10 protein-coding genes are annotated in these 12,418 nt (G+C 63.6%); 6 read left to right on the top strand and 4 right to left on the bottom strand.

Annotation, left to right across the window (positions count from 1 at the left end):
- The 6 genes from M2427_RS24585 to M2427_RS24560 form a co-directional block, all read left to right on the top strand.
- Positions 1-1,173: DUF1522 domain-containing protein (locus M2427_RS24585; protein WP_280709337.1), on the top strand; the 1,173-nt coding region annotated here is incomplete at its 5' end.
- Positions 1,174-1,347: 174 nt separating this feature from the next.
- A complete protein-coding gene (locus M2427_RS24580; RefSeq protein WP_280709336.1) occupies positions 1,348-3,600 on the top strand; it encodes a DUF1522 domain-containing protein in 2,253 nt (750 codons plus the stop codon).
- A 325-nt stretch (positions 3,601-3,925) separates the two neighbouring features.
- Complete coding sequence (locus M2427_RS24575; protein ID WP_280709335.1) at positions 3,926-6,199, top strand: DUF1522 domain-containing protein; 2,274 nt, start codon at positions 3,926-3,928, stop codon at positions 6,197-6,199.
- Between the two features lie 218 nt (positions 6,200-6,417).
- Positions 6,418-8,706, top strand: coding sequence for a DUF1522 domain-containing protein (locus M2427_RS24570; RefSeq protein WP_280709334.1), 2,289 nt, complete (start codon positions 6,418-6,420; stop codon positions 8,704-8,706).
- 284 nt (positions 8,707-8,990) lie between these two features.
- Positions 8,991-9,359, top strand: a complete 369-nt coding sequence (gene flaF, locus M2427_RS24565; protein ID WP_027534793.1) for a flagellar biosynthesis regulator FlaF — start codon at positions 8,991-8,993, stop codon at positions 9,357-9,359.
- Between the two features lie 12 nt (positions 9,360-9,371).
- Positions 9,372-9,740 carry a hypothetical protein gene (locus M2427_RS24560; RefSeq protein WP_280709333.1) on the top strand — a complete coding sequence of 123 codons (369 nt, stop codon included), beginning with the start codon at positions 9,372-9,374 and terminating at the stop codon, positions 9,738-9,740.
- A gap of 24 nt (positions 9,741-9,764) precedes the next feature.
- Here M2427_RS24560 and M2427_RS24555 read toward each other — a convergent pair whose 3' ends face one another.
- The 4 genes from M2427_RS24555 to M2427_RS24540 all read right to left on the bottom strand — a co-directional run bounded on the left by M2427_RS24555 (position 9,765) and on the right by M2427_RS24540 (position 12,318).
- Entirely contained in the window at positions 9,765-10,127 is a 363-nt protein-coding gene (locus M2427_RS24555; RefSeq protein ID WP_280709332.1) for a hypothetical protein, read from the bottom strand.
- Between the two features lie 159 nt (positions 10,128-10,286).
- The gene (locus M2427_RS24550) at positions 10,287-10,784 is read right to left on the bottom strand and encodes a hypothetical protein (RefSeq protein WP_280709330.1); all 498 of its coding nucleotides are present in this window, start codon (positions 10,782-10,784) and stop codon (positions 10,287-10,289) included.
- 11 nt (positions 10,785-10,795) lie between these two features.
- Complete coding sequence (gene flgJ, locus M2427_RS24545) at positions 10,796-11,182, bottom strand: flagellar assembly peptidoglycan hydrolase FlgJ (protein ID WP_280709329.1); 387 nt, start codon at positions 11,180-11,182, stop codon at positions 10,796-10,798.
- Positions 11,182-12,318 (bottom strand): flagellar basal body P-ring protein FlgI, encoded by a 1,137-nt coding sequence (locus tag M2427_RS24540; protein WP_280709328.1) that lies wholly within the window; start codon positions 12,316-12,318, stop codon positions 11,182-11,184. Before M2427_RS24540 ends, flgJ begins: the two co-directional genes overlap by 1 nt.
- Between the last annotated feature and the right edge of the window lie 100 nt (positions 12,319-12,418).

Genomic DNA, 12,418 nt, shown 5'->3' with positions numbered 1-12,418 from the left:
CCCGGCTCGTCCAACGCTCCGGCGATTGCGACCGGCTTCGGTGTCAACGGCCACATCCAGACCGACGGCGCCGGCAATTCGACCGTCTATCTCCAAGGCGGCTCGGTCACCGACGTGCTGAACGCGATCGACCTTGCCACCGGCACGCAGACCGCTTCGATCAGCGCCGCCGGTGCGGCGACGCTGAGCACTGCCTCCGGCCAGACCAACTCGTCGATCAACGCCTCCGGCCAGCTCAAGCTGTCCACCGGCGTCAATGCCGACCTGTCGGTCACGGGCACCGGCAACGCGCTGAACGTGCTCGGCCTCGCCGGCAACACCGGCACGGCGACCGCGTTCACTGCGGCCCGTACCTCCGGCGTTGGTGGCCTCACCGGCAAGACCTTGACCTTCTCCTCCTTCAACGGCGGCACGGCGGTCAACGTCACCTTCGGCGACGGCACCAACGGTACGGTCAAGACGCTCGATCAGCTCAACTCGAAGCTTCAGGCCAACAACCTGACCGCGACGATCGACGCCAACGGCCTGCTGACGGTCTCGACCACCAACGACTATGCGTCCTCGACCATCGGTTCGAGCGCCGCAGGTGGTTCGATCGGCGGCACGCTGACCACGGCTCTGACCTTCTCGACGGCTTCCAGCCCCGTCCAGGACACGGTTGCGCAGACATCCCGCGCCAACCTGGTCAACCAGTACAACAACATCCTCCAGCAGATCGACTCGACCTCGCAGGACTCCTCGTTCAACGGTGTGAACCTGCTGAACGGCGATCAGCTCAAGCTGGTGTTCGACGAGACCGCCAAGTCGAGCCTCAGCATCACCGGCGTGACCTACAACTCGAAGGGTCTGGGCCTCGCCTCGCTGACCAGTGGTGTCGACTTCATCGACAACGCTGCCACCAACAAGGTGCTGACCAACCTCAACACCGCGTCGAGCACGCTGCGCTCGGAAGCTTCGGCTCTGGGCTCGAACCTGACGATCGTGCAGGTTCGTCAGGACTTCAACAAGAACCTGATCAACGTGCTGCAGACCGGCTCGTCGAACCTGACGCTGGCCGACACCAACGTCGAAGCGGCGAACAGCCAGGCGCTGTCGACCCGCCAGTCGATCGCGGTCTCCGCGCTGTCGCTGGCCAACCAGTCGCAGCAGAGCGTGCTGCAGCTGCTCCGCTAAGTCGCGGACGACATCGCAAGCAAGATAAGGGCGGCGGGGCTTCGGCCCCGCCGCTTTCTTTTTGGCTTTCCGATTCTCCTTTCAATGGTTTCTTAAAAACTCAGGTCCGATGGTGGTCCGGCCAATGCGATCAATTGCAATCGTGGCCGTAGACGCGTTCCCAGAAGGGTGAGTATGTCCGGTATTGTTCTCTCGGCGTCGGTGCGCCAAAATCTATTATCGCTTCAATCGACTGCCGATCTTCTCGCCACCACTCAGAGCCGTCTGTCGACCGGCAAGAGCGTCAACTCGGCGCTCGACAATCCGACCAATTTTTTCACGGCGCAGTCGCTCGACAATCGCGCCGGCGACATCGGGAATTTGCTCGATGGTATCGGCAATGGCGTGCAGGTCCTGCAGGCGGCCAACACCGGCCTGACATCGCTGCAGAAGCTGATCGACTCTGCGAAGTCGATCGCCAACCAGGCGCTCCAGACCACGGTCGGCTTTTCGACCAAATCCAACGTCTCCACGACGATCTCGGGCGCGACGGCGGCCGACCTGCGCGGCACGACGTCCTACGCAAGTGCCTCCGCCGACAGCAACGTGCTCTACTCGGGGGCTGCGGGCGGCACAACGGCGGCGACGTCGACAACCACGCTGGGCGGTTCGCAGGGAGTCCTGACCGGCGCCCATCTGACCGACAACTCGGCCGCCGCCATCAGCTCGAGCACGCTGATCTACGGCGCGTCCGGTGCGTTGACGTTGCAGGCTGCGAGCAAATTCGCCGACGGCGATACGTTCGAGGTGAATGGCAAGACAGTCACGGTCAAGGCAGGAGCCACGCCGGCCGCGGCCAGTCTCGCGGGCACCGCGAGCGGCGTCTACCATAACGTCGTCAACGACGGTAACGGCAATTCGATCGTCTATCTCAATGCCGGCACCACCGCTTACGACTTCGTGACGGCGTTCGACCTCGCAAGCGGCGTCGCGATCACGACCAACACCAATGGCACCGCAGGCGTGACAAACCCGCCTGGCGTAACGCCGTCGGGCATACCGCCCGGAACGATCGTCCTGCGCAGCACGACGGGCGCTGACCTCAACATCACTGGAAAGGCCGATGATCTCGCGGCACTCGGGCTCACGAGCGCTACCGGCTCGGGCAACGCGACGATCCACGTTGCGCGCTCGACCAGTTCGGCCACGACGAGTTCGCTCGTGCAGGCCGGATCCACGCTCAATGTCGATGGCCATGTCATCACCTTCAAGGATGCGTCGACACCGGCCGCGGCCTCACTGGGGTCGACCCAGGGCGTCTCCGGCAATGTCGTCACCGACGGAAACGGCAACTCGACGGTCTATCTGCAGAGCGCGACGGTCGCCGATCTCCTGAAAGCCATCGACTTCGCAACGGGCGTTCAGACCTTTGCGCTCAACGGCAGCGGTGGCGGTACACTTGCGACGGCCGCGGGCCAGACGGCTTCGTCGATCAACAGCTCGGGGCAGCTCAAGATCTCGACCGGCGTCAATGCCGACCTGTCGATCACGGGAACGGGCAATGCCTTGTCCGTGTTCGGTTTTGCGGGCAACACCGGCACGTCCTCGGCCTTCGCCGCAGCACGCATCTCCGGCATCGGCGGCATCAGCGGAAAGACGCTGACTTTCACGTCTTTTAATGACGGTGCGCCGGTCAACGTGACTTTCGGCGACGGCACCAATGGGACTGTAAAGACGCTCGATCAGCTCAACACGCAGCTTCAGGCCAACAACCTGACGGCGACGATCGATGCCAACGGTCTGCTCACGGTGAGCGCGACCAACGACTACGCATCCTCGACGCTTGGCTCCGCGGCGGCGGGTGGCACCATCGGCGGTACGCTGACGTCAGCCTTGACGTTCTCGACGGCGTCCACGCCAGTGCAGGATAACACTGCCCAGACGGCGCGCGCCAACCTGGTCAACCAGTACAACAACATCCTCCAGCAGATCGACTCGACCTCGCAGGACTCCTCGTTCAACGGTGTGAACCTCTTGAACGGCGACCAGCTCAAGCTGGTGTTCGACGAGACCGGCAAGTCGAGCCTGAACATCACCGGCGTGACCTACAACTCCAAGGGTCTGGGCCTCGCCTCGCTGACCAGCGGTGTCGACTTCATCGACAACGCTGCCACCAACAAGGTGCTGACCAACCTCAACACCGCGTCGAGCACGCTGCGCTCGGAAGCTTCGGCTCTGGGCTCGAACCTGACGATCGTGCAGGTTCGTCAGGACTTCAACAAGAACCTGATCAACGTGCTGCAGACCGGTTCGTCCAACCTGACGCTGGCCGACACCAACGTCGAAGCGGCGAACAGCCAGGCGCTGTCGACCCGCCAGTCGATCGCGGTCTCCGCGCTGTCGCTGGCCAACCAGTCGCAGCAGAGCGTGCTGCAGCTGCTCCGCTAAGTCGCGGACGACATCGCAAGCAAGATAGAGGCGGCGGGGCTTCGGCCCCGCCGCTTTTTTGTTCGCCATCAGGTGCTCGAGGAAGCGGGGAGGGATCGTAAAAGTAACCAGCGGTTATGGTTAACGGGGAGTAAGCGAAGAAAATCGCAAGCGATTTCAGCCTGATTGCAACGCATGCCGGTGCGCCACAATGGTTTATGGTGAACCGGCGCTTATGACAGCGAGCCATCTTTCACCCTTTGTTAGCCATGTCGGCGCACCCTGTGGCCGTCACTCGATCCAGAAGCGATCGAACGAAGACGCGTAAGCCAGAAGGGTAAGAGTCATGTCCGGTATTGTTCTCTCTGCGTCGGTTCGTCAGAACCTGCTCTCTCTCCAGTCCACCGCCGACCTCCTCGCCACCACACAGAACCGTCTGTCGACCGGCAAGAGCGTCAACTCGGCTCTGGACAATCCCACCAACTTCTTCACTGCCCAGTCGCTCGACAACCGCGCCAGCGACATCAACAACCTGCTCGATGGCATCGCCAACGGCGTGCAGGTGCTGCAGGCTGCCAACACCGGCTTGACCTCGCTGCAGAAGCTGATCGACAGCGCGAAGTCGATTGCCAACCAGGCGCTGCAGACCACCGTCGGTTACTCCACCAAATCCAACGTCTCCACCACGATCTCCGGTGCCACGGCGGCCGACCTGCGTGGCACGACCTCCTTCGCCAGCGCGACGGCTGCCAGCAACGTGCTGTATGACGGCACCGCGGGCGGCGCCCACGCTGCGAGCGGCGCGACGACCCTCGGCGCACCGCAGGGTTCGGTCTCGGGCGCCGGTAGCACGGTGTACGCAGCCGACGGTTCGACGGCCTTGACCGGCGCGATTACGCTGCTCGGCACCACCGCCGCCTCCAAGCTCGCCACGGCGCCCGCCGACGGCGACACGCTGACGGTGAACGGCAAGACCGTCACCTTCCGCGCTGGTGCGGCTCCGGCCCAGGCGGCCGTTCCGACCGGCTCGGGCGTGAGCGGCAACCTCGTCACCGACGGCAACGGCAACACCACCGTCTATATCGGCACCAACGCGGCTCCGGCTGCGACCGTCGGCGACGTCCTGACCGCGATCGACCTCGCCAGCGGCGTCAAGACCTCGACGATCACCAACGGTGCGGCGACGATCGGCGCGGCCTCCGCTGCGACGCCATCGTCTGCGGCCGCCGGTGTCGTGACCCTCGAGAGCTCGACCGGTGCGGACCTGTCCGTCACGGGCAAGGCCGACTTCCTGAAAGAACTCGGTCTGACGACCGCAACGGGCGGCGGCAATGCGACGGTCACTGCGACCCGTACGACCAGCTCAACCACCCTCGGATCGCTGCTTCAGGACGGTTCGTCGCTGAACGTCGATGGTCACGTCATCACCTTCAAGAATGCGCCGGTCCCGGGCTCGTCCAACGCTCCGGCAGTTGCGTCAGGCTTCGGCGTCAGCGGTAACGTTCAGACCGACGGCAACGGCAACTCGACAGTCTACCTGCAGGGCGGTTCGATCAACGATCTGCTGAAGGCGATCGACTTCGCGACCGGCGTGCAGACGTTCACCCTGAACGGCAGCGGCGGTGGTACGCTTGCCACTGCGGTCGGTCAGGCTCCGTCGACGATCAACATCTCCGGCCAGCTCAAGCTGTCCACCGGCGTCAATGCCGACCTGGCGATCACCGGCACCGGCAACGCACTGGCGGCGCTCGGTCTTGCGGGTAACACCGGCACGGCAACAGCGTTCACCGCGGCCCGCACCTCCGGCATCGGCGGCATCGCCGGCAAGACCTTGACTTTCACCTCCTTCAACGGCGGCACGGCGGTCAATGTCACCTTCGGCGATGGCACCAATGGCTCGGTCAAGACGCTCGATCAGCTCAACTCGAAGCTTCAGGCCAACAACCTCGCCGCCACGATCGACGCGAACGGCCTGCTGACCATCACCGCCTCCAACGACTACGCGTCCTCGACAATCGGATCCACCGTTGCTGGCGGCGCGATCGGCGGCACGCTGACTTCGGCGCTGACGTTCTCGACGGCTTCCAGCCCGGTCCAGGACGCAGTTGCCCAGACGGCCCGTGCCAACCTGGTGTCTCAGTACAACAACATCCTGAACCAGATCGACACGACCTCGCAGGACTCTTCGTTCAACGGTGTGAACCTCTTGAACGGCGACCAGCTCAAGCTGGTGTTCGACGAGACCGGCAAGTCGAGCCTGAACATCACCGGCGTGACCTACAACTCCAAGGGTCTGGGCCTTGCCTCGCTGACGGTCGGCGTCGACTTCATCGACAACGCGGCGTCCAACCGCGTGCTGACCAACCTGAACGCCGCGTCGAGCACGCTGCGCTCGGAAGCCTCGGCTCTCGGTTCGAACCTCTCGGTTGTGCAGATCCGTCAGGACTTCAACAAGAACCTGATCAACGTGCTGCAGACCGGCTCGTCGAACCTGACCCTGGCCGACACCAACGTCGAAGCGGCGAACAGCCAGGCACTGTCGACCCGCCAGTCGATCGCGGTCTCCGCGCTGTCGCTGGCCAACACCTCGCAGCAGAGCGTGCTCCAGCTTCTCCGCTAATAAGCGGCTGAGATTACTCAATAAAACCGGGCGGCGGGGCTTTTGCCCCGCCGCTCTTTTTGCGCTTGGGAGCAGGGATAAGGCGTTCACCGGCCATTAACCCTATCCCTTAAACCGGCGTTAACCATACTTTAAAGGACAGGTCCTAAAACTGGACAAAAGCCCGCTTCCAGACCCGCGCGGCCGATTCGTATCCGGTTCAAGAGGAAGACTAGCCAATGTCCAACATCGTTCTCTCGGCGTCAGTTCGCCAGAACCTGTTGTCGCTGCAGTCGACGGCCGACTTGCTGGCCACGACGCAGGAACGGCTGTCGACCGGCAAGAAGGTCAACACGGCGCTCGATAATCCCACCAACTTCTTCACGGCGCAGGGACTGGACAACCGGGCGAGCGACATCGGCAACTTGCTGGACGGCATCAATAACGGTGTGCAGGTGCTCCAGGCGGCCAATACCGGCATCACCTCGCTGCAGAAGCTGATCGACTCCGCAAAATCGATCGCCAACCAGGCGCTCCAGACCACGGTCGGCTACTCCACCAAGTCCAACGTCTCGACCACGATCCCGGGTGCGACACCGGCCGATCTGCGCGGCACGACGTCTTATGCGAGCGCGACCGCCAACAGCAACGTGCTCTATACCGGCGCCACCGGCGGCGTCACGCCGGTGACGGCGGCTGCCGCGCTCGGCGCCTCGCTCGGTTCCACCGCCGGCACCCTGGTCGGCGGTACGGTAACCGCGGCCGACGGCAGCACTGCGCTCGCAGGCACCGACACGCTGCTCGGCACCACGACATCCACCCAGTTCAGCACGCCGCCCGCGGATGGCGACACCATCACTGTGAACGGCAAGACCGTCACCTTCCGCACCGGCCCCGCGCCTGCGGCGCAGCCGACCGGCTGGGGCCTCAATGCCACCGGAACCATTGCGACCGACGGCAACGGCAATTCGATCGTCTATGAGGGAACGGCGGCCGCGCCCAAGGCAACGGTCAACGACGTGCTCAGTGCGATCGACCTCGCCAGCGGCGTCAAGACGGCGACGATCAGCGCCGGCGCGGCCACGATCGCGACCAGCGGCGCGACCGTCGGTACGATCCAGACGCCATCCTCCATCAGTGGTGGTGGCGCCATTACGCTGAAGAGCTCGACCGGCGCCGACCTGTCCGTCTCCGGCAAGGCCGACTTCCTCCATGCCCTCGGCCTGACGGCGGCGACGGGCGCCGGCAATGCCAGCATCACCGCGAACCGCTCGACCACCGCGGGCTCGCTGGGGTCGCTGGTCCAGGATGGCTCGACCCTGAACGTCGACGGCCACACCATCACCTTCAAGAACGCGCAAACGCCGCAGTCCGCAGCCAGCGTCGCCAACGGTTATGGCGTCAACGGCAACGTCGTCACCGACGGCAACGGCAACTCGACGGTCTATATCCAGAGCGCGACGCTGACCGATCTGCTCAATTCGATCGACCTGGCCACCGGTGTGAAGACCGCGAGCCTGTTCAACGGCACTGCAACCCTCAACACCACCTCCGGCCAGATCCCGTCGTCGGTGAATTCGAGCGGCCAGCTCGCGATCTCGACCGGCATCAACGCCGACCTCTCGATCACCGGCACCGGCAATGCGCTCAACGCGTTCGGCCTCAGCGGCAATACCGGAACGGCGACGGCGTTCAGCGCGGCGCGCACCTCCGGTGTCGGCGGTGTCAGCGGCAAGACCTTGACCTTCACGTCCTTCAACGGCGGTACGCCGGTCAACGTCAAATTCGGCGACGGCACCAACGGCACGGTCAAGACGCTCGATCAGCTCAACGTTCAGCTTCAGGCCAATCACCTGACCGCGACGATCGACGCAAACGGCGTGCTGACGGTGACCACCGTCAACGAATACGCATCCTCGACGCTTGGCTCGTCCACTGCGGGTGGCACGGTCGGCGGCACACTGACCAGCGTGCTCGCCTTCACCACGGCTCAGCCGCCGGTCCAGGATCCCGTGGCGCAGACCGCGCGTTCCAGTCTCGTCAGCCAGTTCAACAACATCCTCGCGCAGATCGACACGACCTCGCAGGACTCCTCCTTCAACGGCGTCAACCTGCTGAACGGCGACACGCTGAAGCTGGTGTTCAACGAGACCGGCAGCTCCACGCTCGGCATCAACGGCGTCGTGTTCAACGCGGCCGGTCTCGGGCTGAGCAATCTCGTCCCCGGCACGGACTTCATCGACAACGGCGCGACCAACAAGGTTCTGCAGAGCCTGAACGCGGCCTCGAGCACGCTGCGCTCGGAAGGTTCCGCGCTCGGTTCGAATCTGTCGATCGTGCAGGTGCGGCAGGACTTCTCCAAGAACCTGATCAACGTGCTGCAGACCGGCTCGTCCAACCTGACGCTCGCCGATACCAACGAGGAAGCGGCGAACAGCCAGGCGCTGTCGACCCGCCAGTCGATCGCGGTGTCCGCGCTGTCGCTGGCCAACCAGTCGCAGCAGAGCGTGCTGCAGCTGCTCAAGTAATTTCGCCGCGAGATCGCCGGCCGACCAGTTACGGCGGGGCTTAGCCCCGCCGTTGTCTTGAGGGAGTTCGCTAAGACAAGATTAGCTGCGATCGATGTGCATGATGCAGTGCAAGTTTACAGCTTGCGTCTTGCGCATCTATCCTCGCGCTCACGAAGTGACCCGTAATAATCCGGAGAGCTTCCAGGCGGACATGTAAGCAAATCTTAAGCGGTGATGCATAGGGTTGGGAAAGAAATCCTTAAGTCCGTTCAACGGGCTAGGAAGCTTCCAAGGTGTGATTGATGTCGAATTCCGCTGCCTCGGCCTACGCGCGTGTTGCAACGACCACCGCATCTCCTCGCGACGTTGAGGCGCAGACTTTGCTGAAGGCTGCCAACAAGCTCCAGGACGCGATCAACGCCGCCGATCCGTTCAGCGAGCAGACCACCCAGGCGCTGATGTTCAATCGCAAGCTCTGGACCATTTTCCTCAGCGAAGCGATGCGCGAGAATAACCCGCAGCCGCTCGACGTGCGCCAGAAGATCGCCAATATCAGCGTGTTCGTGCTGAGCCAGACCGCGGCGCTGCAGATGAGCCCGCAGTTCGATCACTTCCGTCCGCTGATCGAGATCAATCGCAACATCGCGGCCGGTCTGTCCGGCCGCCCGTGATGGAGACTCGTGATGTCCGACATCATGAGCATCTTGTCGTCCGCGTATAAGTCGAACACGCTGTCGAGCACCCAGGGTTCGTCCAAATACGTTCCTGTCGACTCGTCGCTGTACCAGGGCAACTGGACCGGCACCTACGCCAACGGCAAGAAATTCTCGCTCGACATCTCGCAGGTCAACGGCTTCCGCGCGCAGGTCCACTATCAGAGCGATGGGACCTCGCAGTATCAGCAGGTGCTGATCAAGGACTCCTCGTTCCGCTTCGGCAACACGAAGTTCACGTTGACGAACACCGGCGTGGCGCAGATCAAGAACGTCGTCACGGATCCTGCGACAGGCTCGAGCTACCTCGACACCGCGCAGGCCAAGCTCGATAGCTGATCGGCGGGCTTATCGGCCGGTGTCTTAGGCGCTGAGGTCCGTGTTGAGCGGACGCGAGGGCTCCGACTTCAAATCCAGTGCGTGGAAATAGGCCCGCCGGCGCAGCATCGCCTCGTCCGGGAACTGGTTCACGACCGCATCGGTCTTGTCGTTGACGACCTGGAAGACCATGGATGCGGACGCCTGGTCGAACACGACCTGGCGCGAGATGTTTGCATTGCCCTGCGGGTCACCATTGCTCGCAGCCGCAGTCGTATCGCTCGCGGCGACCGTCTGGCTCACCGGCAAATCGGTTTGTACGGCATCGTTCGCCGCCGAATTCGACGTCGTTACGATCTGTACCGGGACCGGTATCCCCACCGGCCTGATGCTGAAATCTGTACTCATGGCAGCCTCCTGGTTGCCTTGCGTGAGTCAAATCCCAACCCCTCTCAATAGGCAACCATGGAACACGAGGATTGAATACCCGGTAAGGAAACGTGCCTAACCGCGCAACGCTTTTGCCGCGCGGTTTTTCGTAAAATTGGAGACAGTTTTCGCGTGTGCTCAGAGCGTGCGGCTGACCGCGAGGGGCGTGATGTGACGCGGGCCCGGTGCCGCGCGGCGTCCAGCGGCCGTATAGGTGTTCGGCACGTTGCGCTTCTGGATCTCGGCGTTGACGCCACGCACGACACTTTCGGAAACCGCATGCGCGGTCGCGAGCACGGTGAGGTTGACCTGAAGCATGGCGCGGAAGGCGTCATGGTGCCGGTGCAGCGTCGAGAGCAGCTCGGGCGCGGATTTCGCCAGCTTGTCCTGGTTCGCCTTCAACTGGCTGACGGCGGCAACGTAGCGCTTCGACAGCTCCTGCTTCTTGCCTTCCATCGTCATCGCCTCACGGACCTTGCCGGCGCGGACCAGTTCGGTCTCGCGCTCGATCAGGCTGAGAAGGGCGCTCATCGCGTCCATCAGGTCCTCGGCAAGCTTGCGCGCCTCGGCGCTGCCAGGCGTGTTGTTCGCTCGCTGCGCGGGCATTGGCTGACGTGACGCGTTGAAGTGGTTCATCTCGTTTGACCTTATGCCGTACGAAGAGTGGTTTTCGCCTGCTGCATGATCAGGGTACGGTAGACGTCACGGGCGACGCCGACGCCGCCGGCGCTGGCGAAGTTCTTGGAATATTGCTCGGTCAGCATCGAACGCCACACGCCGGTACCCGGCGTGTCGCCGAACGGGCCTTCGCCCTTCAGGCCCGAGGTCATCTGTGCGAACATGCTGTTGAGGAACATGGCTTCGAAGTCGGTAGAGGTCTTCTGCGCCTTGGCTTGCTGCTGCGGCGAGACCTTCTGAAGCGCGGCGGCGAGCTCGAAGTCGGGCCGGCCGTTGCGGCTTTCCACGGAGAATGCGGGGTTCGAGGAGAGAGCGGCGGCGGTGACGCGCGCGGTGTTGAGCATGCCGGTCTGCATCACATCACCTCGATGTCGGCTTCGATCGCGCCGGCGGCCTTGATCGCCTGGAGGATGCTGATGAGGTCGCGCGGGCCGATGCCGAGGCCGTTGAGGCCGTCGACGAGTTGCTGGAGCGAGACGCCGTCCTTGACGACGGCGAACTTCTTGCCGTCCTCGGTGACGCCGACGCTGGAGCGCGGCGTAACCACGGTGCGGCCCCGCGACAGCGGATTGGGTTGGCTCACCTGCGGGCTCTCGGAAATCGTGACCGTGAGATTGCCCTGCGCGACCGCGACGGTGGCGACGCGCACGTCGCGGCCCATCACGATGATGCCGCTTCGTTCGTCGATGATGATCTTGGCGGCGAGATCCGGATCGACCTGAAGCTGTTCGATCTCGGTCAGGAAAGCGACGACGTTGCCCTTGAACTCCGGCGGGATCGTCAGCTGCACCGTCGAGGGATCGATCGGCTCGGCGCTCTTGACACCGAGATAGTCGTTGATCGCAGCCGCAATGCGCTTGGCGGTGGTGAAGTCGGCGTTGCGCAGCGCGAGCCGCACGTTCGGCAGGCGATTGAGCGCGAACTCAATCTCGCGCTCGATGATGGCGCCGTTGGCAATGCGGCCCACGGTCGGAACGCCGCGCACGATCTTGGCCGCTTCGCCCTCCGCCTGGAAGCCCGAGATCGCGAGCGAGCCCTGGGCGACAGAGTAGACGTTGCCGTCGGCGCCGAGCAGCGGGGTGACGAGCAGGGTGCCGCCGCGCAAATCCTTGGCATCGCCAAGTGCAGAGACCGTGACGTCCATGCGCGTGCCTTGCGTGGCGAAGGCGGGCAGATTGCCGGTCACCATTACGGCAGCGACGTTGCCGGTACGGATTGTGGCGCCGCGAATGTTGACGCCCATGCGCTCGAGCATCGCTTGCAGCGACTGCTTGGTGAACGGAATGTTGTTGAGGGTGTCGCCGGTTCCGTTGAGGCCGACGACGAGGCCGTAGCCGATGAGCTGGTTCTGCCGCACGCCCTCGATATTGGCGAGATCCTTGATGCGCGAGGTTGCGTTTGCAGAGGCGGCCGAGAGCGCCAGCGCAGACAGCGCGGCACAGGCCACTGCAAGCACCCCACTCAGATTCTTCACCCAACGAACGCCTGGCATCCTCTGCTCCCCAAGGCTCCCGAAAAGCCTCCTCACATCTCGGACCGACTGCGACACTCCCATGACGAGCTGGTCCGACGCTTTCCTTGCGAGCGCTGTG

The organism is Bradyrhizobium sp. BR13661 (assembly GCF_029892425.1).
Taxonomy (GTDB): Bacteria; Pseudomonadota; Alphaproteobacteria; order Rhizobiales; family Xanthobacteraceae; genus Bradyrhizobium.
Note: the sequence above shows the minus strand (reverse complement) of the source record. Positions and strands in the feature narration are given on the sequence as shown.